Here is a 25,192-nt window from a genome sequence, read left to right as displayed (position 1 = left end):
GCGATGTTGAATGTTATGATATCACATATGAGGGCTAACATGCCGATGCGTTTTCTACTCTCCGTGAGTCTTGGGGTGTCACTGGCCGGGGTGTCACTGGCCGGGGTGGCCATGGCGGACGTACCAAAGGTGGCCACCGATATTACGCCTGTTCAGTCGCTGGTGGCGCGGGTGATGCAGGGGGTGGGTGCGCCGGAGGTGATCGTGCGCCCCGGTGCCTCGCCGCATGGCTATGCGATGCGCCCGTCAGAGGCGGCGGCGCTGGAGCAGGCTGATCTGGTGTTCTGGATGGGCGAGGGGCTGACGCCTTGGCTTGAGGGGGCCATCGAGTCGCTGGCCAGTGAGGCACATGTGGTGGAGTTACTGGGCGCAGCGGGCAGCCAGGTCTTGCCGTTCCGCGAGGGGGTAGAGTTTGCGGCGCATGAGCACGGCGAGGAACACGGCGAAGACCACGCAGAAGACCATGGCGAAGACCACGCAGAAGACCATGCAGAAGAAGAGGCGGGGCATGCGGACGCGCATGATCACGACCACGACCATGACCATGAGGGGGCAGACCCGCATGCCTGGCTTGCTCCGGAAAACGCGCGGGCCTGGATGCGGCTGATTGCCGAGGAACTGGCCGAGCATGACCCGGATAATGCCGCAGCCTATGCCGCGAATGCAGAGGCAGGGCAGGCTGAACTCGAGGCGTTGAGCCAAGAGATCGCGGCAGAGTTGGCCCCGGTCCAGGACAAGCCCTTTTTGGTGTTTCACGATGCCTATCAGTATTTCGAGAACGCGTTTGACGTGACCGCAGCAGGGGCGATTGCGTTGGGCGATGCGGCCGCACCGGGACCGGCACGGGTTGCGGCGCTGCGCGACATGGCCGAGGCGCGTGGCATTCAGTGTGTTTTCTCGGAGCCACAATTCGATCCCAAGCTGGTCGAGACCGTGTTTGGCGATGCCGCCACCCACGGCGTGCTTGACCCGATGGGAAGTCAGTTAGAGCCGGGTCCGGGCCTCTATCCGCAGATGCTTCGGGATATGGCCGGGGCGATGGCGACCTGCCTTGGCGGGGCAAGCTAGAGACGCCCTGCATCTGACGAATTCGTCAAAACGCAGCGTTAAACTTGCGCGCCTGTGAATTCCCGCACATTCTCTCCCGAAAGGAATAACCCTGCGCCGGGAACGCGGGGGCAATCAGGGAGGACGGACCGATGGCGTTCAAGACGCGGCAGGATGCGCTTGATATTCAGAATGAGATGCCTTGGGCGGCGCGCGAGCGCCCTCAGACCATCTATCAGATGTTGAACGAGGTTGCGGGCAAGTTTCCGAACCGGCCTGCGATCAGCTATCAGTTGTTTTCCGGGGCCACCGACAAGGCGCAGACCCTGACATGGCAGCAGTTTCACGATCAGTGCTGTCAGGCCGCCAATCTCTTTCGCAGCCTCAAGCTGGGCGAAGGCGATGTGGTGGCTCTGGTGCTGCCCAATTGTCTGGAAACGGCGGCGGCGACCATTGGCGGCATGATCGCGGGCATCGTCAACCCGATCAACCCGCTGTTGGAGCCAGAGCAGATCAGCGCCATTCTCCGCGAGACCGGTGCCAAAGTGGTGGTCACGCTCAAGGCATTCCCCAAGACCGATATCGCGCAAAAGACCGCTGAAGCGGTGCGCCATGCGCCGAATGTCCATACGGTGCTGGAGATTGATCTCAACCGCTATCTCAGCCCGCCCAAAAGCTGGATTGTGCCGCTCGTGCGGCCCAAGAACCCGGTGCAGCATCATGCCGATTGCATGGATTTCAACAAGGCCAGCGCACGGCAGCCCAAGACCCTGAGTTTTGCCGATAGCGCGGGCGACCGCGTGGCGGCCTATTTCCACACCGGCGGCACCACCGGCATGCCCAAGGTGGCGCAGCACAAGTATTCCGGCATGATCTACAATGGCTGGATCGGGCACACGCTGCTCTTTACCGAGCAGGACAATGTGATGTGCCCGCTGCCTTTGTTCCATGTGTTTGCCTGTCATGTGATCTTGATGGCGATGATCAAATCTGGGGCGCATGTGGTGTTTCCGACACCTGCGGGCTATCGCGGTGAGGGGGTGTTCAACAATTTCTGGAAGCTCTGCGAGCGCTGGAAGATCAGTTTCATCATAACGGTTCCGACCGCTGTTTCCGCGCTCATGCAGCGCAAGGTGGATGCGGATGTCTCAAGCGTCAGGAACGCCTTTTCCGGATCGGCACCGATGCCGATGGAATTGTTCAACCGGTTCGAGTCGGCCACGGGCATTGCGGTGATCGAGGGCTATGGTCTGACCGAGGCGACATGCCTTGTCTCCGCCAACCCGCCCGAGGGCGAAAAGAAGGTTGGATCGGTGGGCGTGCCCTTTCCCTATACCGATGTGCGGATCATCAAGGGCACGGCGGATGGGCCGATGGATTGCGCGGTGGATGAGGTGGGCGAGATTTGCATCTCGAACCCCGGTGTCGTTTCCGGTGGCACCTATACCGAGGCGGTCAAGAACAAGGATCTCTACTATCATGGTGATTATCTGCGCACCGGCGATCTGGGGCGGATTGATCCGGATGGCTATCTGTGGATCACGGGCCGCGCCAAGGATCTGATCATCCGCGGCGGTCATAACATCGACCCCGCCGAGATCGAAGAGGCGCTGATGGTGCATAAGGCGGTGGCGATGGCCGGGGCGATCGGGCAGCCGGATGCGCATGCAGGTGAAATCCCCTGCGCCTATGTGGAGCTGGTGGCCGGGGCCACGGTGACGGGCGAGGAGTTGCTCGAGCATTGCAAGCTGCATGTACACGAGCGCGCGGCGGTGCCGAAACATGTCGAGGTCTTGCCGGAATTGCCAAAGACGGCGGTGGGCAAGGTATTCAAGCCGGATCTGCGCAAACTGGCGATCACGCGGATTTATAACGCGGCATTGGCCGATGCCGGGATTGCCGCGCGGGTGACATCGGTGGTGGATGACAAGAAACGCGGGCTGGTGGCGAAGGTTTCTGGCTCCGCCAGTGCCGAGAGCGCGGCCGTGGGGCATGTGCTGGGACAGTTCGTGCGGCCTTGGGATTGGGCGGAGTAGGGGGGCGCTTGAGCCACCCGCGCGGAATCAAGCCCGAAGGGCGCCGCGCGATCGCTGGGCCGTCCGTCGCACCGAAGGTGCGCCGCTATATATCGGCACACCTTTGGCGTGACGGCCTAGCGATGCTGAGAGGAAGCGTTAGGCTGTCAGGTTAGACGGACTTGGCTGGCATAAAGTGGCAGCCAAGTCCGTTGCTTCGCTAGTCCCCGGCCCAGCGACCGCGCGGCTCGGTCAACGGAAGCCGCATACGACCACAGCAACGACAAAAAAAGCCCGGATGATCCTGTCATCCGGGCTTTGCAGTTCTGCGCTCAATGGGCTGTTATGACACGTCCTTGTAGCTGACCTCGCGGGCATCGCTGCCGGTTTTTTCGCGGCGCACGAGCAGGCGGTTGAGGGCGTGGACATAGGCCTTGGCCGAGGCCACGACCGTGTCAGTGTCCGCCGATTGGCCCATCACGATGCGCCCCGCCTCTTCCATCCGTACGGACACGGTGGCCTGCGCGTCTGTGCCTTCGGTCACGGCATGGACCTGATAAAGCTGCAACCGCGCCTCATGCGGAAAGAGCGCCTTGACCGCGTTGAACGTGGCATCCACGGGACCGTCACCAGTGGCCTCGGTCGAAACCTCGCGCCCGTCGATTTCCATCGTGAGGGTCGCCTGTTGCGGACCATCAGTGCCGCAGATCACGCGCAAATGCTTGATTTGCAAGCGATTGTTCTCGGAATCCACCCCTGCGTTGACCAAGGCCACAAGATCGTCGTCGTAGATTTCCTTTTTGCGATCGGCGAGTTCCTTGAAGCGGACGAAGACATCGTTGAGTTGATTGTCGGCCAATTCATAGCCCAAATCCTTGAGCTTGGAACGCAGGGCTGCACGCCCCGAATGCTTGCCCATGACGATATTGGTCTCTGTGAGACCGACATCTTCGGGGCGCATGATCTCGAATGTCTCGGCGTTTTTGAGCATGCCGTCCTGATGGATGCCGGATTCATGGGCAAAGGCGTTCTTGCCGACGATGGCCTTGTTGAACTGCACCGGAAAGCCCGACACGGCGGCAACCCGGCGCGAGATATTCATCAGCTTGCGGGTATCGACGCCGGTCTCATAAGGCATGATGTCGCCGCGCACCTTGAGGGCCATCACCACCTCTTCCAGCGCCGTGTTGCCAGCGCGCTCGCCAAGGCCATTGATGGTGCATTCGATCTGGCGCGCGCCGCCTGCGACGGCGGCAAGAGCGTTGGCCGTGGCCATGCCGAGGTCGTTGTGGCAATGGGTGGCAAAGACCACGTCATCCGCGCCCGGCACGGTTTCGATCAAGCGGCGGATGAGCGAGGCGGATTCCTCGGGCGCGGTATAGCCCACGGTGTCGGGGATATTGATCGTGGTGGCGCCCGCCTTGATCGCAATCTCGACCGTGCGGCAGAGATAATCCCATTCGGTGCGGGTGGCATCCATCGGCGACCATTGCACATTGTCGCAGAGATTGCGGGCATGTGTCACGGTCTCGTGGATACGCTCGGCCATCTGATCGCGGTCGAGATTGGGAATGGCGCGGTGCAGCGGCGAGGTGCCGATAAAGGTGTGGATGCGCGGTTTTGCGGCGTGTTTCACCGCCTCCCAGCAGCGGTCGATATCCTTGAAATTAGCGCGCGCGAGGCCGCAGATCACGGCGTTCCTCGAGTTCTTCGCAATCTCGCTGACGGCGTTGAAATCGCCCTCGGAGGCGATGGGAAACCCCGCCTCGATGATATCGACGCCCATATCATCGAGCAGCCCGGCAATTTCGAGCTTTTCGGCATGGGTCATGGTCGCGCCGGGGCTTTGCTCGCCGTCGCGCAAGGTGGTGTCAAAGATTACGACACGGTCTTTGGTCACCTGTGGTGAAACACGGTCTTTAGAAGTGTTGGTCATGTTGGTCTCTTTCAAAAAATCCTAAGCCTGCGGCGCGAAACGGCACATCCTCTGAGCGGTCGCGCCAAGACGGCACGCTCAGAGGCGGCTTAGGCCTAGCAGGACAGCACGAGCGGCACGCCGGAGGGCGTGGGGCAAGTGCGTGTTATGATCCTGCATCAACATGGGCGAAACTATAGGCATGCCGTGCGGCGATGAAAACCCCGAAATTGCACGGGTGATCGGGGTTGAAGCGGCGCGGGCTTCGGCTAGGTCTGGCGCATGGATAAGGCATTGATCATAGGGGCCTCTGGCGGGATCGGGCGCGCGGTGAGCGCCGCCTTGCAGGCGCGTGGTGTGATGGTCACGGGATTGTCGCGGAGCGGCGATGGGATTGATCTGACCGACGAGGGGTCGATTGCGGCGGCGCTTGGGCGGCTTGAGGGGCCGTATGAGTTGATACTGGTCGCAACGGGCGCGTTGGAAATTGCCGGGGCGGAGCCGGAAAAGGCGCTGCGGCAGGTGAGCGCGCAGGCGATGATGGATCAATTCGCGCTCAATTGCGTCGGGCCGTCCTTGGTGCTCAAGCACAGTGTCCGGCTCTTGCCGCGCGAGGGGCGGGCGGTCTTTGCCGCGCTTTCGGCGCGGGTGGGGTCGATTGGCGACAATAATTTTGGCGGCTGGTATAGTTACCGCAGCGCCAAGGCGGCGCTCAATCAGATGATTCACACTGGCGCGATTGAACTGGGGCGCAGTCACCGGGGGGCGATCTGCGTGGCGCTGCATCCGGGCACCGTCGAGACCGCGTTTACCCGCAAATATCTGGGGCGGCACCCGGCGGTGCCCGCGGCAGAGGCGGCGGAAAACCTGCTGCGCGTCATCGACGGGTTGCGGCCCGAGGCGAGCGGTGGGTTCTTTGATTGGCAGGGGAAACCCGTGCCATGGTAACACGGCTGATTTTGGTGCTGGGGGATCAACTGAGCCTTGATCTGTCGGCGCTGCGCGCGGCGGATAAGGTGCGCGACGTGGTGGTCATGGCCGAGGTGATGGACGAGGGCCGCTATGTGCCGCACCATCCCAAGAAAATCGCGCTGATCCTGTCGGCGATGCGGCATTTCGCCGATGAGTTACAGGCCGATGGCTGGCAGGTGGCCTATACGCGGCTGGATGATCCCGAGGCCATGCCGTCGATTGTCGGGGAGTTGATCCGGCGGGCAGAGGAGTACGGTGCAGGCGAGGTGATCGCCACACAGCCGGGGGAATGGCGGTTGATTGCGGCCCTATCGGATGCCCCTTTGACGCTGCGGCAACTGCCCGATGATCGGTTCATCTGTTCATTGGAGGAGTTCGACCGCTGGGCGGAGGGGCGCAAGGAATTGCGGATGGAGTATTTTTACCGCGAGATGCGGCGCAAGACCGGGCTGATGATGGAGGGCGACCAACCGGCGGGGGGCAAGTGGAATTTTGACCATGACAACCGTAAGCGGGCGCAGGCCGATTTGCTACGCGAGGGGCCGCTCCGGTTTGAGCCGGATAAGATCACGGCAGAGGTGCTAAATCTGGTCGAATCGCGCTTTGCCGGGAATTTTGGCGCGTTGCATCCGTTCTGGTTTGGAGTGACGCGGGCCGACGCGGCGCAGGCGTTTGACCATTTCGCGCTGCATCTGCTGCCGGGGTTTGGTGACACGCAGGATGCCATGCTGGAAGGGGATGCGTTTCTGCATCATTCGGTGATTTCGATCTACATGAACATCGGCCTGCTCAGCCCGACCGATATCTGCGCCCGTGTTGTAGAGGAATGGCAAGCAGGCCGGGTGCCGATCAATGCCGGCGAAGGCTATATCCGGCAAGTGATCGGCTGGCGCGAATATATGCGCGGCCTCTATTTCCGCGAGGGGCCGGACTATGTGACGCGCAATGCGCTCGGGCACAGGCGCGACTTGCCCGCGATGTTCTGGGGGGGCGAGACGCGCATGACCTGTGTTGCCCATGCGGTTGGGACGACGGCAAAAGAGGCCTATGCGCATCACATTCAACGGCTGATGGTGACGGGCAATTTCGCGCTTCTAGCCGGGATTGACCCCGCGCAGGTGCATGAGTGGTATCTGGCGGTCTATGCCGATGCCTTTGAATGGGTCGAGGCCCCGAATGTGATCGGCATGAGCCAGTTTGCCGATGCCGGCATCATTGCCAGCAAACCCTATGTGAGCTCTGGCAATTATATCGACAAGATGTCGGATTACTGCCGGTCCTGCGCCTATTCGGTCAAGGAGAAGACCGGCGAGAACGCCTGTCCCTTCAACCTGCTCTATTGGGATTTCCTGATCCGGCACAGGGGGCGATTCGGGCGTAATCCGCGCATGGGGCCGGTTTACCGCACATGGGACAAGATGGAGGAGACACGGCGCGCGGCCGTTCTGGACGAGGCCGCGCGGGTGCTGGGCGATCTGGACGCAGGCCGACCCGTCTGATCACTCGGTCTGGGTGGTGTTTTCGGACAGGGCCCCGTCGTCCCATGTGCCGCTGGCCTCTTGACCGCTGGCATAGCGCATGGTGCCTTCGCCCTGCCGTTTGCCGGCGCGGAACATGCCCTCGTAGACATCGCCATTGGTGTAGGTGGCCACGCCGCGCCCCGAAATTTCACCGGTCTGCCATTCGCCCTCGTAGACAAAGCCATCGGGCATGGTGATCTTGCCCTGCCCGTGGCGCTGACCGTCGACGAATTCTCCGACATAGATCGTGCCATCGGGATAGCTCGCGGTGCCGGTGCCGTGGCGTTGACCGTCCTGCCAGTCGCCCTCATAGCGATAGCCATCGGGGTAGGTCATGACCCCGGAGCCATGGTTGCGGGCATTCTCGAACTCGCCCTCATAGACGAGACCGTTGGGGTAGGTTGCACGCCCCGTGCCCTCGATCACGCCGCCGACCCATGATCCTTCATAGGTGGAGCCGTCAGGGTATGTGATGCGCCCTTCGCCATTGGCGAGATCGTCGCGGAACTGCCCCTCATAGACCGAGCCATCGGGATAGGTCACGCGCCCCTGACCCGAGATTTTGCCCGCGACCCATTCGCCCTCATAGAGATAGCCATCGGTGCCGGTAAACGTGCCCTGACCGTGGCGGCGGTCATCCTTGAAGGCACCCTCATAGAGATCGCCATTCTCATAGGTGACGCGGCCCATGCCTTCGCGCCGCCCCGCGACAAGATCGCCCTCATAGATATCGCCATTGGGCTGGGTGAGCTTGCCCTTGCCGTCAATCTCTCCGGCGCGCCATGTGCCCTCGTAGATCAGCCCGTCGGGCATGGTCAGCGTGCCAATCCCCTCGCGCGCGCCGCGCGCAACCGCGCCTTCGTAAACGGCGCCATCGGGATAGGTGATCTTGGCCATGCCTTCCTTGACGCCATTGACCCAATCGCCGTCATAGATATAGCCGCCCGGGCTCTGCATCCGGCCACGTCCGTGGTGCATCGCATTGAGAAAACCGCCCTCATAGCGCACGCCATTGGCGTAGATTGCCACGCCTTGGCCGGTGATCTTGCCATCCTCCCACGCGCCCTCATAGGTGCCGCCGTCGGTGAACACGATCTTGCCGATGCCATTGGGTTTGCCGCGTGCAAATTCGCCCTCATAGACCGAGCCATTGGGAAAGCGGGCGACACCCGTGCCGCGAATTTCACCCTCGGCCCAGTCGCCGGTATATTCATAGCCATTGGGCAGGGTGTAGGTGCCGGTGCCATGTTGCAGCCCGTCCTTGAACGTGCCCTCATAGATGCCACCATCGTCATATTGCTTGGTCTGGACCTCGGCGTCCTGAGCGGCGGCCATGCTGGCGGCGCTGAGGGCGATGCTCAGAAGGATGGCTCTTGTGCGCGAAAAGTTCATATCTGCCCCGATGCCCGATCCCGCCCGATGATACGGCGGCTGCGCCAAATCTAGAGGACGGGGCAGGGGCTGACAACGGGTTTTGGCCAAATCGTCTTTCCCTCCGGCGGCGATCTGCTACATCAGGCCCGAGGATAAGCAGAGGGCACGGACATGGGTGACAGGTTTCGCCTGACATTGGCGCAGTTGAACCCGACGGTGGGGGATCTGGCAGGCAATGCGCGCATGGCGCGTGCGGCATGGCAAGAGGGACGCGCGGCGGGGGCCGATCTGGTGGCGCTGCCGGAAATGTTCATCACCGGCTACAACACGCAGGATCTTGTGCGAAAGCCCGCACTTCATCAGGCTGCGATTGCAACGATCGAGGCGCTGGCGCGCGACTGCGCCGAGGGTCCGGCGCTGGCGATTGGCGGCCCGGCACTCGACGGTGTTGGGCTGTTTAACGCCTATTACGTCTTGCAGGGGGGGGCGGTGCGCGCCCGCGTGCTCAAGCATCACCTGCCCAATGAGACCGTGTTTGACGAGGTGCGGCTCTATGAGAGCGGGCCGGTGGCGGGGCCCTATACGGTGGCAGGTGTGCGGATCGGCAGCCCGATTTGTGAAGATGCCTGGCACGAGGATGTGGCCGAGACATTGGCCGAGACCGGGGCCGAAATCCTGCTCGTGCCCAATGGATCGCCGCATTACCGCAACAAGATGGACCTGCGCCAGAACATGATGGTGGCGCGGGTGATCGAGACCGGCTTGCCGCTCATCTACCTCAACATGGTGGGCGGGCAAGACGATCAGATGTTCGATGGCGGCTCTTTCGTGCTCAACCCCGGTGGGGCGCTGGCGGTGCAACTGCCGATGTTCCAAGAGGCGGTGGTGCATGTCGATCTGGAGCGGGGACCGGAGGGCTGGCGCGCGGCTCCGGGCGTTCTGGCGCATCTGCCGGATGATCTGGAGCAGGATTATACCGCGATGGTTCTCAGCTTGCGCGACTATCTGCGCAAATCCGGGCTTTCAAAGGTCTTGCTGGGCCTTTCGGGCGGGGTCGACAGCGCCATTGTGGCGACGATTGCCGTCGATGCGGTGGGGGCGAAGAACGTCCGCTGCGTGATGTTGCCGTCGGAATTTACCTCGCCCGAGTCGCTGGAGGATGCCAAGGCTGTCGCGGAAAATTTGGGCTGCCGCTATGATTTCGTGCCGATTGATGCCGGGCGTGCGGCGATCACGGCGACGCTGGCCCCCCTCTTTGACGGCATAGAACCGGATCTCACCGAGGAGAATATCCAGTCGCGCCTGCGCGGGCTCTTGCTGATGGCGCTCAGCAACAAGTTTGGCGAGATGCTGCTGACCACGGGCAACAAATCCGAGGTGGCGGTGGGCTATGCCACCATTTATGGCGATATGGCGGGGGGGTATAACCCGATCAAGGATCTCTACAAGACGCGGCTGTTCGAGATTTGCCGCTGGCGGAATGCCCAGCATCGCGACTGGATGATGGGCGGCGCGGGCGTGGTGATCCCCGCGCGGGTGATCGACAAACCGCCCAGTGCGGAATTGCGCGCCGATCAAAAGGACAGCGATTCGTTGCCCGACTATCCGGTGTTGGACGGCATTCTGGACATTCTGGTCGATCAGGACGGCTCGATTTCGGATTGTGTGGCGGCGGGCTACACGCTCGGCGATGCCAAGCGGGTCGAACACCTTCTCTACATCAGCGAGTACAAGCGGTTTCAGGCCGCCCCCGGCACGCGGCTGAGCCATCGGGCCTTTTGGCTCGATCGCCGCTATCCGATCGTCAATCGCTGGCGGGACGGATCGGGAGAGGGCTGAGCGCGACTCGGGTTATTCGGCGGCGGGGCGATGTGCGGCGGGGCGCGGCATGAGATCGCCGCTCTCACGCAGGCGGGCGATATAGGCGATAAGATCGGCCTTGCGCAGCGGTTTGCCAAGAAAGCCGTCCATGCCCGCCAGATGCGCCTCTTGCCGGTGTTGCTCGAGCACATTGGCGGTCACGGCCACCACATGCGCGGGCGGCAGATCCTGCGCCGCCTCTTGCGTGCGGATCAGGCCGGTAGCCTGATAGCCGTCCATACCGGGCATCGAGACATCCATCAGAACCAGATCGGCAGGGGCCGCGCCATAGAGCGCCACCGCTTCGGCACCGCTGGCGGCAAGGCGGAGCTGCGCGCCGGAGCGGGCAAAATAGCGCTCGAGCAAGAGGCGGTTGGTGGCATTGTCATTGACGCCAAGGATATGCAGCCCCTCGGCCCAGTCCTCGGCGCGGCGCGCGGGCGCAGGCTCGGACGGACGTGCTGTGAGATGGCCGTTGAGGGCGGCGCGCGCCGCCTCGATCAAAAGCGCGTGGCGCAGCGGTTTGCGCAGCACGGAGCGGATGGCATCCGAGGGGGCAACGGCGCGGTCGGACAGCAGGATCTGTGGCGTTGCCCCCTCGGTCAGATCACCGTCAGCCACCCGGTCATCGCGCAGGATGAGCGCCGGCTTGGCCGCAGCGGGCATATCGGCGACGCTCCCCCCTGCGATCACGCGGGCCCCGAGATGGGTGAGCGGGGCGGCGATCCCGGCACGGCGGTCGGCGCAGGGATCAAGCAGCCAGATCACCGGCGCATCCAGACCGGGCTGCGCCAGAGGCGTGGCGCGCAGGCCCCGCCCGCCGCTTTCTTGCGGGATCAGCGGCAGGGTGATGTCAAACCGCGTGCCCTCACCCTCGCGGGAATGGAGCGTCAGCGTGCCCCCCATCAGCGTCACCAACTGGCGGCTGACCGCAAGGCCAAGGCCGGTGCCACCAAAGCTGCGGGTGGCGGTGTTGTCCACCTGCTCAAAAGCGGTAAAGACCTTGTCCTGTTGATCCGATGGAATGCCCACGCCGCTGTCATGGACGCGGATCACGATCTGGCCGGGGCCGCCGGCGCTGGCGCGCAGGGCGACATGGCCCTCAAGCGTGAATTTCACCGCATTGCCCGCGATGTTCACAAGGATCTGGCGCAATCGCCCGGCATCGCCGAGCATGATTTCGGGCAGGTCGGGCGCGACATCGGAATAGAGCATCAGCCCCTTGCGCGCGGCCAGCGGGGCGAGAAGTTGCGTCACATCCTCGACAATCTCGCGCAGGCGGTAGGGCTCGGAGGCGAGCGTGAGCTTGCCCGCCTCGATCTTGGAGAAATCGAGAATGTCGTTGATGATGGTCAAAAGAGCATCGCCCGAGCGGACCATTGTGCTGACATAGCTGTCCTGTTCCGGGGTCAGATCGGTTTCCGAGAGCATGTCGGCCATGCCGATGATGCCGTTCATCGGCGTGCGGATCTCATGGCTCATCTTGGCGAGGAAATCGGATTTCGCGTCATTGGCGATCACCGCCACCTCGCGCGCCTCTTCCAACCGGGTGATGAGGCGGCGCAGCGGGCGGCCCACGATGACGCGAAACGAGAGCCAATTGGCAAGCGCGGCAATGAGGATGCCGCCCGCCAGCAGCAAGAGCAGGAAATCGCGCTGATAGCGTTTGACGGTCGCAATCTCGCGCTCGTCAAAGCGGGTGACAAGCTCGGTGATGGGCCAGGAAAACACCTCATAGGGCAGCGAGACCGCGGTATCGGCCCCCTGACAACCCAGCCCCTCGGGCACCACGGCCAGCACGGCGCGATTGGCCGGGTCGACCAATTCGACACAGCGGATTGCGGGATCGCCCAGCAGCGTCTGCATGAGGTCGGTGACATAGGGGCTTGCCCAATCCACCGCGCCATCGCCCTGATCGCTGAAGCGCTCCAGCGCGCCCCCCAGCCGTGATGTGGCATTGCCGATGCGCATGGCCATCGCCTCTTCGCTGCGCAAGAGGTTCTTTTCGCTGAGCCACAAGAGGCCAGAGGCGGCAAAGAGCAAGAAGGTCGGCACCATGACCGCCGTCAGCTTGAGATATAGTCCCAGCGTCGGCGTGCGCAGCGCCGCCCCATCCGTCATGGCCATCGGGGTCACTCCAGCCGGGTGGCGCGGCCCGCGTCCATCAGCGCCTTGAGCGGGGTGCGATTGTCGATCTCGGTCCGGATCACGCCATACCTTCCGCCGCTCTGCGTGATGTAGTAATCCACCGGCACCTCTTTGCCATCGGGGCCGAGGAGGGTGGCGCACATCACATAGACCGCCTCCATCTTGAGGATGATCTCGTGGTTCTCGGTCGGGTAGAATTTGGTCAATTGCCCGGTGGTCAGGTCGAGATGCGGCAGCGCGCCATCCATCATCGACCGGCTCAGGCTGCGTTGCAGCGCCGCCTGAAGCTGGGTGCGCACCTCTGTCAGCGATTGCGCCTGAGCGCCGGTCCCGGAAAACAGACTGAGCGCCAGCAAGGCGAAGAGGGCTAATCGTGTCATGCGGCATCTCCGTCATCGGGCAGCTTTGCGTCCATCCAAGCGCATTGACGTTACCAAAGGGTTGATCCGCGCCGGGCACTCCGATCACAACCGCGTGAGCAGGGGACACGCGCCACGCGCTTGTGACTTGTCTCTGTCAGGGTTAGGCACAGATTAGAGCCAGTCGGTTTCAGGAGGGCGCGATGCGGGTTATTGCAATTTTGCTGACGTTGGCGGCACTTACGGGGCCCGCGCTGGCCTGCGGGCCGGACACCGACTGCATGCTTGGCGACCGGCATTACCGCATTGCCATGCCCGAAGGGCAGACGGGTGGCCCGGTGGGGGCGGTGGTCTATGCCCATGGCTATCGCGGGTCGGCGGCGGCGGTGATGCAGAATCAGAACCTGCGCCGGATGGTGTCGGACATGGGGCTCGCGCTGATCGCGCTCAAATCCGCCGATGACGATTGGGTGATTCCCTATGCGCCACGCCATATGGACAGTGACGGATCGGTGGAATTCCGCTATGTCGAGGCGGTGATCGAGGATGCCGCGCGGCGGTTTCCGATTGATACCAAGCGGTTGATGGCAGCGGGATTTTCCGCAGGCGGCATGATGGTCTGGAACCTCGCCTGCACCATGCCAGAGCGGTTCGCGGGCTTTGCCGCGATTTCCGGCACCTTCTGGATGAAACCGCCCGAGACCTGCGCCACGCCTGCGGCGAGCCTGGTGCATATTCACGGCACGACTGATCCGACGGTGCCCTTGGCCGGGCGGCCCATTCTGGAGACGCGCCAGGGCGATGTGGCCGAATCGTTGGACATGTATCAGGCGCTGGGTGGATTCCGCCCGAATGGCGAAACGGAATTCGAGGATCTCGAGTGTCAGAACCGCCGCAATCCCACGGGCGACGTGCTCGATTTCTGCTTGCATCCGGGCGGGCATTCGTTTCGCAGCAGCTATCTGCGCTTTGCGTGGGATCGGTTGCAGGCGGCGGGGCAACTCTGAGGCGGGGCTTGTCTGAGGGGCTTATTCGCGGAATACTCGGCTGAATGGGTATTCAGTCGGGGGCGACGCATGTCAGAAGATATTCTCTATGATCAGAGCCATATCGGCTTTCTCGAGGAGCTCTGGGGCGAGGGATTTCTGTCCCCCGGTGGCCCGGAAGAAGTGGCGCGGGTGCTCGATGGTGTCGATCTGACAGGCGCCAAGGTGCTCGACATCGGCTGTGGCTCGGGGGCGATTGCGGTGCTCATGGTGCGCGACCACGGCGCGGTGCATGTCACGGGCATCGACGTCGAAGACCCGGTCTGTGCCGCCGCGCGTGCCCGGGCCGATGCCGCAGGGCTGAGCGAACGGATCACCATAGACAAGGTCACGCCGGGGCCGTTTCCCTATCCGGATCAGAGCTTTGACGTGGTGTTTTCCAAGGATTCGATCATCCATATCCCCGACAAAGAGGCGCTGGCGGCCGAGGTGTTTCGCGTGTTGAAGCCGGGTGGCATCTTTGCCGCCTCGGACTGGTTGCGCGCACATGACGACGCGCCGTCGCCCGAGATGGCGCATTACATCGCCCTTGAGGCGCTCGATTTCGCCATGGCGTCGCCAGCGCGCTACCGCGCGGCGCTGGCGGCGGCGGGGTTTGGCGATGTCACTCTGGTCGACCGCAGCCCGTGGTATGCCGAGGTGGCAGCGGCGGAATTGCAGGCGCTGTCCGGCCCGCGCCGCGCGACATGGGAGGCGCGGCATGGGCCGGACTTTATCGCGCATCAGATCGAGACATGGGCCGCGATGGTGCCGGTCATTCAATCAGGCGAGCATTGTCCCCATCACATCCGAGGCCGCAAGCCGGGATGATCGCGCCAATAGAGCCAGCGGCGCTGGTGCTCGACACGCCGCGCCTGTCCTTGCGGCCTTGGGCGGATGAGGACGAGGATCTATGCGTTGCGCTGCTGTGTGATCCGCAAGTGATGCGATTTGTCGGTGAGACGCTGACCGAGGCACAGGCGCGCGCCCACATGCCCAACGCGCGGCGGCGCGGCGCGGGGGGGAGGCTGGGAATATGGTGCGTGCAGGACCGTGCCACCGGCGAAAAAATCGGCGATGGCGTGCTGACGCCGATCCCCATCGAGACCGAGGAGCCGGACTGGGCGCAATTGGTGCCCGACACCTATCCCGAGGCGGCGATTGAGGTGGGATATCTGCTCAAGCCCGGCGCATGGGGACAGGGTTTTGCCACCGAAATCTGCGCCCGCCTGCTGCGTTTTGCGTTTGAGCAGACGGCATTGGCGCAGGTCGTGGCCTGCACCGATCCGGACAATTCCGCCTCGCAACATGTGCTGCGCAAATGCGGACTGCGCGATTGCGGTCCGGCGCGCGCCTATGCCAGTGACGTGGCGTGGTTCGAGATGACCCGCGCCGAATGGCAGGCTCAGGCGTCGAACCAATAGCCATCGGGATCGCCGGGATAGACGCCCAGATTGCGCCCGTGGCCCTGATAGCCCAACAGGCGGCGCACGGCGTCGGGATAGGCATCGGCCTTGGATTTGGGCACCGAGAGATACATGTTTTCCTCCTGCCGGAGCCAGCCCAGCGAATAGGTGGTGATCAACCCCTTGCGCGGCGCGTTCGAGCGGTTGGCCCCGCCCGCATGCACCGTGGCCCCAAGGTAAAACAGAACCGAGCCGCGCGGCATCACGGCCTGCGTGATCTGATCCTCGGTGATGCTCTTGATCGGGCGCAGATCCTGCGACCCCGGCACGACGCGTGTCGCGCCATTCTCAGCGGTGAAATCATCCAGCGCCCACATGGCCGAGAGCTGAAACTCCACGCCCGGAATGCGGATCGGATAGAAATCATCGTCGCGGTGCAGCACCTGCGGCTTTTCTCCCGGCAGGATCTCGATCGCGGTGGACGAGCCGATGCGGTAATTGACGCAGTGGCGTTTGAGCACGCGGTCGGCCACCTGCATGACCAGAGGATGTGCCAGAACATCCGCCGCCGCCTCGGAAATCTTGAGGATGCTGCCCAGACGTCGGGTCTTGTAACCGTTGAAATCATTGGCGAACTTATGCCCCTGCGCGTCGAACGGGCCGCGCAGATCGGCGGTGATGCGATCCAGCAGCGCGGACCCCGCCACCGCATTGACCACCACGCCGCCATCCCTGAGCAGGGTGTCGGCGACGAGGTCCGCGTCGGCATCTGCCGTCAGGCGCGCGACCTCAACCATTGTATTCGGCGCTGAGTTGGGTCAGCCCCGCCTCCATGATATCGAACATTTCATCTATCTCCTCTGGGGTGATGATCAAGGGCGGTGAAAACACCGCCATATTGCCGTAGGGGCGCAGCAAGAGGCCGCGCGCCTCGCAGGCGGCATCGAGCTTGGCGCCGAATTGCAGGTGTTTGGCATAGCTTTCGTCGCTGAGGTCGGGGCGACATTCGAGACAGCCCAAGAGACCCATGCCGCGCGCGTCGCCGACAATGTCGAACCTCTCGCCGATGCTGCGCAACCGCGCCTGAAACTGCGGTGTGATGCGGCGGACATGGGCCAGAATATCCTCGCGCTCGATGATCTCGATGTTCTTGAGCGCCGCGGCGCAGGCCACGGGATGTCCGCAATAGGTATAGCCGTTGTAGAACACATCATCGCCCTCGACCCCGGCCAAACGCTCCATCAGCGCATCGGACAGGATGCAGGCCCCCAGCGGCACATAGCCCGAGGTGAGACCCTTGGCGCAGGTGATGATATCGGGGGTGAACCCGAACACATCTTCAGAGGCGAACCAATGGCCAAGCCTGCCAAAGCCGGTCACAACCTCGTCCGAGATATAGAGGATGTCGTGCTGGCGACAGATCTCGTGGGTGCGTTGGTGATAGCCGGGGGGCGGCACGACAACGCCACCGGAACACAGGATCGGTTCGGCGATAAAGGCACCGATGCGGCCAGGGCCAACCTCTGCGATCATCTGCTCGAACTCGGCGATTTTGAGATCGCCCCAATCCGCCACGCTCATGCCCGCGGGGCGGCGGTAGGGGTTCACATCGGGCAGGAACCGCACCAGATCATCGGCCTTGTCGAACCTTGTCTTGAAGCGTTCCTTGCCCGTCATGGTTGCCGCCAGATAGGTCGAGCCGTGATAGGCCTTTTCCCGCGACAGCACGATTTTCTTGTCCGGGCGGCCAAGTCGATTGTTGAGGAACTGCATGACGCGGATGGCGGTATCGACGGCGGTCGAGCCGCCGGTGGTGAAATGCACCGTGTTGAGATCGCCGGGGGTCAGCTCCGCCAGTTTGCGCGCCAGGAGGGCGGCGGGTTCGGTGGTAAACGACCAGGGCGAGGCATAGGGCATCGCCATCGCCTGCGCTGCGATCGCCTCGGCCATCTCGGCCCGGCCATAGCCGATCTGCACGCACCACATGCCCCCCGGCCCGTCGATATGGCGCTTGCCCGTGCTGTCCCAGATATGGATGCCCTGCGCGGTGTTGACCCGCAAGAGATCAGACTTGCGCCAGTCGCGGATGCCGGTCCAGGGGTGCAGGTTGTGCCGGCGATCCCAGAGGGTCAGGTCATCGGGGGCGGGGGTGTTTGCGTGTGTGTTCATGGTCATCTCCGTCTGAAATCAGGTCCGGTCAGATCAGGTCTGGTCAGATCAGGTCTGGCGGGGTGGCGCGGGCGCGGGGCGGGCGGAAGAAGGCAGATTTGACCGGCGTCAGCCGCGCCATGCGCCGATCCCACCGGCCCTCTTCCAGCGTGTAAATCTCGGCCCAGAGGGTGCTCGGGTGCCGCGCCGCATAGGGAATCTGCACATGCGCGAGGGCGATGTTGCGCTTGGCGGTGGGCGACCACACGCCTGAGGTGACATGCCCCACCTCACGGCGCTTGGCCTGATAGACCAGCGCGCCTTGCGCCGGTTTGAACCCCTCGACATCGAGCCTCATCAAGAGGCTGCGGGGTTTGGTGGCCAAGAGCGCGCGGCGGCCGTTGAAATGCCCCTTGGTGAGATCGACCATGGGGCCAAGGCCCAATTCTAGCGGCGTGTGCCCCCGGTGCAGGCGTTCCGTGGCATGGGCGGGCTGAAAATCGACGCCCGCGACCATGTATCCCGCCTCGATCCGGGCGATATTCACCGCCTCATACCCGATGGCGCGCAGCCCGAGATTGTCGCCCGCCTGCCAGAGGCGGTCCCAGAGGGGCAGGGCATCGCCCCACGCGGTCCAAAGCTCGTATCCGAGATCGCCGGTGAACCCGGTGCGCGAGATCATCAGCCCCGGTTCCACCTCCTCCAGATCGAAGGGGCGCAGATGCGCCACATCGAGCCCCGCCGCGCACAGCACCGCATAGGCGGTCGGCCCTTGCAGGGCCAGCCCGGCAATCTCTCGGCTCTCGTCAAGAATATCCGCGTTAAAGCCCCATGCCGCCTCCAACAGCCATGTCAGCATCGGCTCCTGACAGCACAGCCGCCAATCCTCCGGCCCAAGGTGAAAGAGCGTGCCATCGTCGATCACCATACCCTCTTCGTCGCACCAGAGCGCATAGCCGACCCGGCCTGTCGCAATTTTGGCCACGTCGCGGGTGACGAGACGGTTGAGCACGCGCGCCGCGTCCGGCCCGGTGATGCGGTATTTGTGCATCGGCGAGATATCAAAGAGCGAGGCTTGATTGCGCAGGGCGAAATATTCGAACTCGACCGTGTCGAGCATGGACGGGGCCGCATATCCGGCCCAGCCATACCAGCCCTGCGCCCGGTTGAGCGCGGCAAGGCGCGGATGCACCGGCCCGTCGATCAGGCCCAGCTTGGGATCGGTGGCGATGCTCATGGCGTGCCTCTCAGGGCTGCGTGCGCCGCGTTGCGCCCCGCCAGCCCCATCAGATCGCCGCCGGGATGGGCGGAGGCGCCACAGAGGAAGAGCCCCGATGGACCCATCCCATAGCGCCCGATGCCGATGGCAGGGCGCAGGGTGAGAAGCTGATCAAGGCTCATTTCCGCATGGTGCCAATGTCCACCCGGCGCGCCGGTCTCGGCCTCAATCCGGTCGGGGGGGATGACTTCGGCCCCGGTCACAAGGTCGGGCAGGCCGGGGGCGTAGCGGCTGAGCGTGTTGAGCGTGGTCTGGAGCAGCGTATCACGCGCCGCCGCATGCCAGCCCCCCGCCAGATCGACCGGCGCATATTGCACGATGAGCGAGAGGGCGTGGCCCTGCGCACCCCGTTGTGCGGGGTCCGTTTGACCGGGCAAGAGCGCCTCGATCACCGGATGGGGCGATACTTCGCGGTATTTCGACGGGTTGAACGCCTCTTCGACATAGCTGGCGGAGGGCGCGATCACCATGCGGGCCGAGAGCAGATCATCGGGCAGGCCGGGGATCGCGGGCAGAGAGGAAAGCGTCAGGTTGATCTTGGCCACCGTGCCGCGCGCGCGGACATGGCGCAGGCGGCGGGATGCTTCGATGTCGAAATGCGCCAACCCGGCCATCTCTGCGGTGATCCGCGCCCCGCCGCTGCTCAGGACACGGGCAGCATTCAGTGTCTCGCCCTCGTCGGTGATCACGCCGGTCACGCGGTCCTGATCGGTCAGGATACGCGCCACTCCGCAGCCTGTCTCGATGACCGCCCCTGCCTGTCGTGCGGCCCCGGCGAAGGCGTCGATCACCGCTGCCATGCCGCCCATTGGCAGACTTGCCCCACCGCCATGCCCCATGCGGTAGAGCAGGCCAAAGACCGTGCCGGGCGCGCGCGGTCCCGCCGCCGCGCCGCGCACGGCATCAGCCGCCAAAAGGCCCGCAAGGGGGCTATCGGGGATGTCATCAAGAATGAGGTCATAGGCATTCGACAGCAGGATTTGCAGGAACCGCCGCATTTCGGGTTTGCCCATGCGCCGCAGGCCAAGACCGACCCGGCCCAGACGCAAGACCTCTTTCAGCCGTGCGGATGAGAGGAGCGGCGCATCGCCCCCCGGCGGAGCTGCCTCGGCCAACTGTCGCAACAGCGCGGCATAGGAGGTCAGGCGTTGGTGGAGCGCCGCAAAACCCGCCGCATCTGGATGGGTGCCGCCATCGGCAAAGCGGGCCTTTGCGCCTTGTGTGACCACATGACGCCCATCCTCGGAGAGCGCGACAGTGGGCAAGGCCACGGTTTTGAACGGCCAATCGCGTGCACCCAGCCCCAGATCGCGCCGCACCACAGGGCTGAGATTATAGAGCAGATGCGCCATGCGCGGCGCGCCGCTGGCATCGGGGGCGGCCAGACCGCCCAGATGCGGTGCGCGTTCCAGCAGGCAGACCGATTGCCCCGCCCGCGCCAGCACCCCCGCCGCCGCCAGACCATTCAGCCCACCACCGATCACGATGGCATCAAATGTGCGCGTGGCGCTCATGCCGCATAGCCCTTGCGCGGGGCGCGGGGCCATTCGCGGCGCAGGATCGTGCGGGCGGCATTGGCCCCCGGTGCCGCCATCACCCCGCCGCCCGGATGGGCGGATGAGCCGCAGAGATAGAGGCCCGCGATGGGCGAGCCATAGCCGGAATAGCCCGGCACGGGGCGGTTGAAGAAGAGCTGATCAAAGGTCAACTCGCCCTGAAAGATATTGCCCTCGGTCAACCCCACCTCCGTCTCCAACTCCAAGGGCGAGCGAACCTCCATATGCTGAATGCGGTCGCGGATATCCGGGCAGGCGATGGTGATCTGGTCCAAGACGGTCTCGGCCAGCGCGTGCCGCGCGGCGTCTGTCCAGTTCTGGCCGCTGCGCTGGCCCTCGGCCGCCAGGTCGTAGGGCGCATATTGCACAAAGACCGTCATCATATGGCTGCCGGGCGGGGCCATGGTCGGGTCGATCTGGCTGGGGATCAGCATGTCGATATAGGGGCGCGCCGACCAGCGTCCGGCCTTCCAGTCGTCATAGGCGCGCTCCAACTCCCAGAGGCTTTGGGACACATGCAGATCGCCGCGCAGAAAGCTGGCATGTTGGGGGGCAGCCGGAAAGGCGGGCAGGCGGTCGAGCGCGATGTTGAGCTTGGCCGAGGAGCCGCGGATCTTGAACCGCTCCACCGCGCGGGTGAAGTCCTCGGGCAGGGCGGCGCGCTCGACATGGGTCAGAAACGTGCGTTTCACATCCATGTTCGAGGCCACGACCGGCGCGTGAAACTCGCGCCCATCCTCCAGCGCCACGCCGGTCACGCGGCCCTCCTTGACGAGGATTTGCGCGACATCTGCGCCAACATGAATGGTGCCGCCCGCCGCCTCAAAGGCCGCGCCAAGTGCTGCGGAAATCGCCCCCATGCCGCCCCGGGCAAAGCCCCAGGCCCCGATGCCGCCGTCGATATCGCCCATGTAATGATGCAAGAGCACATAGGCGGTGCCCGGTGAATAGACACCCAAGCCCGTCCCGATGATACCCGACCCGGCCAGATGCGCCTTGATCAGATCGCTCTCGAAATGTTCGTTCAGAAGGTCGCCGATCGACATGGTCCAGAAACGCAGGGTTTCAGCCAGTTCGCGCCGCCCCAGCCCATGCGCCTGTTTCACCATATAGGCCATCTCGCCCAGATCGCGGGGGTGGAGCGAAGCGGGATCCGGTGCGTCGCGCAACAGAAACGGGCGGATGAACCGGCATTGCCGCAGGATCATCTGCGCATAGCGCGGATAGGCATCGGCATCGCGGGGCGAATGGCGCGCCATTTCCCGGTGCAGGGCGTGGTGATCCGAGTAATAGGCGAAATAATCGCCGTCCGGCGTGAAACTGGCCCCGCCCTCATAGGGGATCACCTGTAGGCCGTATTTCGGCAGGTCGAGATCGCGCACAATCTCGCGCCGCAAGAGCGAGCAGACATAAGAGCAGTTGGAATAGGTCCAGCCCTCGTGCAGCGAGCGGCTGACCGCCGCGCCGCCGATCCAGTCGTTCTTTTCCACCACCAGCACCTGACGGCCGGCGCGTGCCAGATACGCGGCGGCGGTCAGCCCGTTATGGCCCGCGCCGATGATGATGGCGTCAAATGAGGATTGGGGTCGCATGGCTTTGCTCCTGTCGTCATCCTAGCCAAACCCGAATTCGCCGTAAAGTTTTTTTGAGCGCTCAAATAAATTTTTTTGGGCTGACGTGCCGCACGGCCTGTGGCATGGATGGGGAAAGCATCGGACAAAGGGTCAGACGTGGGCGAGGTGACGACCAAAAAACCGCGAAAAGAGCGCAAGGAGAATGCCGAACGCCGCCGCAGGCAGCTCTTGGATGCGGCGCGACGGTCGATCCTGACGCATGGTCTGGCGCGCACCACACTCGCCACCGTCGCGGATGAGGCGGGGCTGTCACAGGGCGTGGCGGTTTTCTATTTCAAGTCCAAGGGCGGCTTGCTCACCGAAACGCTGCGCGATCTTTATGAAGGCTACGAGAGCCAGTGGATGCGGGCGTTGGAGGGCGCGGGCGATGCCCCGCTCGACCGCCTGATGGCCCTGCTCGCGGCGGATTTCAGTGCCGAGGCTTGCGGGGCCGATGTGTTGCCGGTCTGGTTCGCCTTTTGGGGCGAATTGCGCTTTACCGGCCACTATGCCGAGGTGGCGGCAGAGTTCGATGCCACGCGGCACGCGGTCCTGTCCGAAATCTGGGCGCAGCTTTTGCCCGAGGCTCGATCCACCGAGGCGGATCAACTGGCGGAATGGATGGAATCGCTGACCGATGGCTATTGGCAGCGCCTGCATCTGGCCCCAGACAGCTATGACCGGCAACGCGCCCTTGCCGCGAGCAAAGTGTGCCTGTCGCGGTTGGTGCCGGACCTGCTGCGCGAGCCGCCCGCGTGACGCCGCGTGATCACCCCTCGGGGCGGTTAGTGGGATCAAGCGCCGCGTAGAATTTGCGCAGGTATGTGGGCACATGCCAGATGCAGGGCGTGCCCGCCGGGATATAGAACACATCGCCAGCGGTGAAATGATGCCGCGTGCCATCCGCTTCGGTCAGAGAGACCTCGCCCTCCAGAATCTGCGCCATTTCGTGATAGGGAAAGGGCTCCAGCTCGGTGTTCAGCACCTGCGTATCCCAGAGACCGACTTCGAAATTGCCATGGGCATTGCTGAAGAGGTTGCGGTCACGTTGCGGCGTGCTGGTGTCCTCCATCAAGTCCGCATCGGTCAGGCTCATGTCGGGCGAGAGCACGATCACGCCCCCCTCCGCCGTCAGGCCCTGCGGGGATGTGGCGCGTGGGTCTTTGTAGGTCATGTAGAATTTCTTGAGATACCCGTCCTGTAGCCAACTGACCGGGATGCCGTTGCGGATTGCCACACACTGCCCCGCCTTGGCCGCCACACCCGCGCCTGTGTCATCCAGCAGGCGGAACGCGCCCTCGAGCACAACGATGAACTCATCGCCCGGATAGGGGCCGAACGCCTCTTGCATGCTTGTCGTATCCCAGACCCCCACGCTGAGGCCGAGCGTCTCATCGGCAAAGCAGACATGTAGGTTCTGCGCTTCAGGCGGGGTTTGAAAGTCAGCCGCGTCAACCGCTAGCGGCGTCAGGCCATGCGGCCCCGTCGGGCTTAGGCGGATGATCCCGGTCGTCTCGCTCATGGCGGTCTCCTTGAAAGTAATATGTCCGGCCTGCCGTGATCTGCTTAATCTTCGGTCATTCGGATCATCCGTCTCGCGTCGCAGGCGGGCCGCGCGCAAAACTCTTGACTCGATTCAGGAAACCCTGAAATGATTGAATAACCATTCAATGACATGCCCGAGCGACGGCAAATGTCAACTGCCCAAAGTGATCGCCGGACGCATGCAACACTAATGATTGCGTGACGGGACCCACCGCCAAGGTGGGCCCGCGCCAACAGGGGAGACTGGGACCACATGGACATTCTGGACCAATTGGGCGCTGTGCGCGAAGGCAAGCTCAGCCGTCGGAAATTCACCAAGGGCTTGCTTGCGGCGGGGGTGGCGATGACCACGGTGCCGCTACCGGCGCGTCGCGCCTTGGCCGCCGAGGGCGATCAGGCCACCTATTTCACCTGGGGTGGCTATGACATCCCCGAACTCTTTGGCCCCTATCAGGAAAAGAACGGCGCACTGCCCAATTTCGCCATTTTCGGCGGTTCGGAAGAGGCGCTGACCAAGATGCGCGGCGGCTTTGTCGTGGATGTGTCGCACCCCTGCAACCAGTCGATGCCACGCTGGGTGCAGACCGGGCTGTTCCAGCCGATTGACACCGCACGTGTCGCCAACTGGGGCGATGTGATCCCCGAACTGGTCGATTTGCCGGGCAATGACCCCGAGGCGGGCAAGGTCTGGATGGCGCCCTTTGATTGGGGGCAGACCTCTGTCACCTATCGCACCGATCTTGTGGAGATTGAGGGCGAGGAAAGCTGGGACATCCTGTGGGACGAGCGCTATTCCGGGCGGCTGGGGTCGCTGGCCTCGGGCGGCGACGCGTGGTGGTGCGGGGCGATCAAGGCGGGCGTTGATTTTGCCAGCATCGACACGCCCGAAGCGTTCGACAAGATCGCCGCCGTGATGCGCGAGCAGCGCCCGCTGATCCGGCTCTATACCGATGACACGACCACGCTGGAACAGGCGCTCTCGGCGGGGGAAATGGTGGCTTCTATGACTTGGAACAGCTCCGCCGTGCTGTTGCAGGCCGAGGGTATCCCGGTCAAATTTGCCAAGCCCAAGGAGGGCGCGCTGACATGGGTCTGCGGCGTGATGATCCACAAGGACGCGCCCAATCTCGACCGCGCCTATGACGTGATCGACTCGCTGCTCAGCGTTGAGACTGGCCATTTCATGATCAACGACTGGGGCTATGGCCATTCCAACAGCAAGGCGTTCGATCAGTTCGACGAAGAAACCCTGGCGGGGCTGGGCCTGAGCAAGAACCCGGTCGAGATCCTGAATGCGGGGCATTTCCAGCAGCCGCAGACGCAGGAATGGGAAACCCGGATGAACGAGCTCTTCGAGCAGATCAAGGCCGGGTTCTGATCCCGCCTGCACCGCCCGCCCGCCCCGGCGGG

Annotated in this window: 20 protein-coding genes; 10 read left to right on the top strand and 10 right to left on the bottom strand. The window is 63.6% G+C overall.

The window, feature by feature from the left end; translation table 11 throughout:
- Positions 1 to 39 precede the first annotated feature (39 nt).
- Both ROS217_RS18935 and ROS217_RS18930 read left to right on the top strand, forming a co-directional pair.
- Complete coding sequence (locus tag ROS217_RS18935) at positions 40 to 1,068, top strand: zinc ABC transporter substrate-binding protein (protein WP_009819412.1); 1,029 nt, start codon at positions 40 to 42, stop codon at positions 1,066 to 1,068.
- A 131-nt stretch (positions 1,069 to 1,199) separates the two neighbouring features.
- A complete protein-coding gene (locus ROS217_RS18930; protein WP_009819411.1) occupies positions 1,200 to 3,083 on the top strand; it encodes an acyl-CoA synthetase in 1,884 nt (627 codons plus the stop codon).
- A gap of 322 nt (positions 3,084 to 3,405) precedes the next feature.
- On the opposite strand, the gene ROS217_RS18925 is transcribed toward ROS217_RS18930, so the two are convergent.
- Entirely contained in the window at positions 3,406 to 4,998 is a 1,593-nt protein-coding gene (locus ROS217_RS18925; protein WP_009819410.1) for a 2-isopropylmalate synthase, read from the bottom strand.
- A 261-nt stretch (positions 4,999 to 5,259) separates the two neighbouring features.
- Between ROS217_RS18925 and ROS217_RS18920 the strand changes: the two genes are divergently transcribed.
- The gene (locus tag ROS217_RS18920) at positions 5,260 to 5,925 is read left to right on the top strand and encodes an SDR family NAD(P)-dependent oxidoreductase (protein ID WP_009819409.1); all 666 of its coding nucleotides are present in this window, start codon (positions 5,260 to 5,262) and stop codon (positions 5,923 to 5,925) included.
- The gene (locus ROS217_RS18915) at positions 5,919 to 7,448 is read left to right on the top strand and encodes a cryptochrome/photolyase family protein (RefSeq protein ID WP_009819408.1); all 1,530 of its coding nucleotides are present in this window, start codon (positions 5,919 to 5,921) and stop codon (positions 7,446 to 7,448) included. Before ROS217_RS18920 ends, ROS217_RS18915 begins: the two co-directional genes overlap by 7 nt.
- Here the strand turns inward: ROS217_RS18915 and ROS217_RS18910 are convergent, their stop codons facing one another.
- Positions 7,449 to 8,861: an MORN repeat-containing protein gene (locus ROS217_RS18910; RefSeq protein WP_009819407.1), complete on the bottom strand. Its 1,413-nt coding sequence runs from the start codon at positions 8,859 to 8,861 to the stop codon at positions 7,449 to 7,451.
- A gap of 153 nt (positions 8,862 to 9,014) precedes the next feature.
- Between ROS217_RS18910 and ROS217_RS18905 the strand changes: the two genes are divergently transcribed.
- The gene (locus ROS217_RS18905) at positions 9,015 to 10,682 is read left to right on the top strand and encodes an NAD+ synthase (protein ID WP_009819406.1); all 1,668 of its coding nucleotides are present in this window, start codon (positions 9,015 to 9,017) and stop codon (positions 10,680 to 10,682) included.
- Positions 10,683 to 10,694: 12 nt separating this feature from the next.
- Here ROS217_RS18905 and ROS217_RS18900 read toward each other — a convergent pair whose 3' ends face one another.
- Both ROS217_RS18900 and ROS217_RS24445 read right to left on the bottom strand, forming a co-directional pair.
- Positions 10,695 to 12,830, bottom strand: a complete 2,136-nt coding sequence (locus ROS217_RS18900) for an ATP-binding protein (protein ID WP_009819405.1) — start codon at positions 12,828 to 12,830, stop codon at positions 10,695 to 10,697.
- A gap of 5 nt (positions 12,831 to 12,835) precedes the next feature.
- Positions 12,836 to 13,231: a hypothetical protein gene (locus tag ROS217_RS24445; RefSeq protein ID WP_009819404.1), complete on the bottom strand. Its 396-nt coding sequence runs from the start codon at positions 13,229 to 13,231 to the stop codon at positions 12,836 to 12,838.
- 182 nt (positions 13,232 to 13,413) lie between these two features.
- Here ROS217_RS24445 and ROS217_RS18890 point away from each other — a divergent pair, with 182 nt between their 5' ends.
- The 3 genes from ROS217_RS18890 to ROS217_RS18880 all read left to right on the top strand — a co-directional run bounded on the left by ROS217_RS18890 (position 13,414) and on the right by ROS217_RS18880 (position 15,659).
- Positions 13,414 to 14,217: an alpha/beta hydrolase family esterase gene (locus tag ROS217_RS18890; RefSeq protein ID WP_009819403.1), complete on the top strand. Its 804-nt coding sequence runs from the start codon at positions 13,414 to 13,416 to the stop codon at positions 14,215 to 14,217.
- A 69-nt stretch (positions 14,218 to 14,286) separates the two neighbouring features.
- Complete coding sequence (locus tag ROS217_RS18885; protein ID WP_009819402.1) at positions 14,287 to 15,066, top strand: methyltransferase domain-containing protein; 780 nt, start codon at positions 14,287 to 14,289, stop codon at positions 15,064 to 15,066.
- Positions 15,063 to 15,659 carry a GNAT family N-acetyltransferase gene (locus ROS217_RS18880; protein WP_009819401.1) on the top strand — a complete coding sequence of 199 codons (597 nt, stop codon included), beginning with the start codon at positions 15,063 to 15,065 and terminating at the stop codon, positions 15,657 to 15,659. The genes ROS217_RS18885 and ROS217_RS18880 overlap by 4 nt, the downstream gene beginning before the upstream one ends.
- On the opposite strand, the gene ROS217_RS18875 is transcribed toward ROS217_RS18880, so the two are convergent.
- The 5 genes from ROS217_RS18875 to ROS217_RS18855 are packed head-to-tail and all read right to left on the bottom strand — an operon-like array spanning position 15,641 to position 22,216.
- A complete protein-coding gene (locus tag ROS217_RS18875) occupies positions 15,641 to 16,438 on the bottom strand; it encodes a phytanoyl-CoA dioxygenase family protein (protein WP_009819400.1) in 798 nt (265 codons plus the stop codon). The genes ROS217_RS18880 and ROS217_RS18875 overlap by 19 nt on opposite strands.
- The gene (locus ROS217_RS18870; protein ID WP_009819399.1) at positions 16,431 to 17,816 is read right to left on the bottom strand and encodes an aminotransferase; all 1,386 of its coding nucleotides are present in this window, start codon (positions 17,814 to 17,816) and stop codon (positions 16,431 to 16,433) included. Before ROS217_RS18870 ends, ROS217_RS18875 begins: the two co-directional genes overlap by 8 nt.
- Before the next feature lie 37 nt (positions 17,817 to 17,853).
- Entirely contained in the window at positions 17,854 to 19,026 is a 1,173-nt protein-coding gene (locus tag ROS217_RS18865; protein WP_009819398.1) for an aminomethyltransferase family protein, read from the bottom strand.
- Positions 19,023 to 20,582: a phytoene desaturase family protein gene (locus ROS217_RS18860; protein ID WP_254656457.1), complete on the bottom strand. Its 1,560-nt coding sequence runs from the start codon at positions 20,580 to 20,582 to the stop codon at positions 19,023 to 19,025. Before ROS217_RS18860 ends, ROS217_RS18865 begins: the two co-directional genes overlap by 4 nt.
- The gene (locus ROS217_RS18855) at positions 20,579 to 22,216 is read right to left on the bottom strand and encodes a phytoene desaturase family protein (RefSeq protein ID WP_009819396.1); all 1,638 of its coding nucleotides are present in this window, start codon (positions 22,214 to 22,216) and stop codon (positions 20,579 to 20,581) included. Before ROS217_RS18855 ends, ROS217_RS18860 begins: the two co-directional genes overlap by 4 nt.
- A gap of 138 nt (positions 22,217 to 22,354) precedes the next feature.
- On the opposite strand from ROS217_RS18855, the gene ROS217_RS18850 reads away from it, so the two are divergent.
- Positions 22,355 to 22,996 (top strand): TetR family transcriptional regulator C-terminal domain-containing protein, encoded by a 642-nt coding sequence (locus tag ROS217_RS18850; protein WP_157046633.1) that lies wholly within the window; start codon positions 22,355 to 22,357, stop codon positions 22,994 to 22,996.
- Positions 22,997 to 23,006: 10 nt separating this feature from the next.
- Here ROS217_RS18850 and ROS217_RS18845 read toward each other — a convergent pair whose 3' ends face one another.
- Positions 23,007 to 23,759, bottom strand: a complete 753-nt coding sequence (locus tag ROS217_RS18845) for a cupin domain-containing protein (RefSeq protein ID WP_009819394.1) — start codon at positions 23,757 to 23,759, stop codon at positions 23,007 to 23,009.
- Between the two features lie 276 nt (positions 23,760 to 24,035).
- Between ROS217_RS18845 and ROS217_RS18840 the strand changes: the two genes are divergently transcribed.
- A complete protein-coding gene (locus ROS217_RS18840; RefSeq protein WP_009819393.1) occupies positions 24,036 to 25,160 on the top strand; it encodes an ABC transporter substrate-binding protein in 1,125 nt (374 codons plus the stop codon).
- Positions 25,161 to 25,192 lie beyond the last annotated feature (32 nt).

It is taken from the genome of Roseovarius sp. 217, assembly GCF_000152845.1.
GTDB lineage: Bacteria > Pseudomonadota > Alphaproteobacteria > Rhodobacterales > Rhodobacteraceae > Roseovarius.
This window is presented reverse-complemented; position numbering and strand designations above follow the sequence as displayed.

Excerpts from the sequence above, each read along its gene's own strand:
- ROS217_RS18935 (WP_009819412.1), top strand. The coding sequence starts at position 40 with ATGCCGATGCGTTTTCTACTCTCCGTGAGTCTTGGGGTGTCACTGGCC.
- ROS217_RS18930 (WP_009819411.1), top strand. The coding sequence starts at position 1,200 with ATGGCGTTCAAGACGCGGCAGGATGCGCTTGATATTCAGAATGAGATG.
- ROS217_RS18925 (WP_009819410.1), bottom strand. The coding sequence starts at position 4,998 with ATGACCAACACTTCTAAAGACCGTGTTTCACCACAGGTGACCAAAGAC.
- ROS217_RS18920 (WP_009819409.1), top strand. The coding sequence starts at position 5,260 with ATGGATAAGGCATTGATCATAGGGGCCTCTGGCGGGATCGGGCGCGCG.
- ROS217_RS18915 (WP_009819408.1), top strand. The coding sequence starts at position 5,919 with ATGGTAACACGGCTGATTTTGGTGCTGGGGGATCAACTGAGCCTTGAT.
- ROS217_RS18910 (WP_009819407.1), bottom strand. The coding sequence starts at position 8,861 with ATGAACTTTTCGCGCACAAGAGCCATCCTTCTGAGCATCGCCCTCAGC.
- ROS217_RS18905 (WP_009819406.1), top strand. The coding sequence starts at position 9,015 with ATGGGTGACAGGTTTCGCCTGACATTGGCGCAGTTGAACCCGACGGTG.
- ROS217_RS18900 (WP_009819405.1), bottom strand. The coding sequence starts at position 12,830 with ATGGCCATGACGGATGGGGCGGCGCTGCGCACGCCGACGCTGGGACTA.
- ROS217_RS24445 (WP_009819404.1), bottom strand. The coding sequence starts at position 13,231 with ATGACACGATTAGCCCTCTTCGCCTTGCTGGCGCTCAGTCTGTTTTCC.
- ROS217_RS18890 (WP_009819403.1), top strand. The coding sequence starts at position 13,414 with ATGCGGGTTATTGCAATTTTGCTGACGTTGGCGGCACTTACGGGGCCC.
- ROS217_RS18885 (WP_009819402.1), top strand. The coding sequence starts at position 14,287 with ATGTCAGAAGATATTCTCTATGATCAGAGCCATATCGGCTTTCTCGAG.
- ROS217_RS18880 (WP_009819401.1), top strand. The coding sequence starts at position 15,063 with ATGATCGCGCCAATAGAGCCAGCGGCGCTGGTGCTCGACACGCCGCGC.
- ROS217_RS18875 (WP_009819400.1), bottom strand. The coding sequence starts at position 16,438 with ATGGTTGAGGTCGCGCGCCTGACGGCAGATGCCGACGCGGACCTCGTC.
- ROS217_RS18870 (WP_009819399.1), bottom strand. The coding sequence starts at position 17,816 with ATGACCATGAACACACACGCAAACACCCCCGCCCCCGATGACCTGACC.
- ROS217_RS18865 (WP_009819398.1), bottom strand. The coding sequence starts at position 19,026 with ATGAGCATCGCCACCGATCCCAAGCTGGGCCTGATCGACGGGCCGGTG.
- ROS217_RS18860 (WP_254656457.1), bottom strand. The coding sequence starts at position 20,582 with ATGAGCGCCACGCGCACATTTGATGCCATCGTGATCGGTGGTGGGCTG.
- ROS217_RS18855 (WP_009819396.1), bottom strand. The coding sequence starts at position 22,216 with ATGCGACCCCAATCCTCATTTGACGCCATCATCATCGGCGCGGGCCAT.
- ROS217_RS18845 (WP_009819394.1), bottom strand. The coding sequence starts at position 23,759 with ATGAGCGAGACGACCGGGATCATCCGCCTAAGCCCGACGGGGCCGCAT.
- ROS217_RS18840 (WP_009819393.1), top strand. The coding sequence starts at position 24,036 with ATGGACATTCTGGACCAATTGGGCGCTGTGCGCGAAGGCAAGCTCAGC.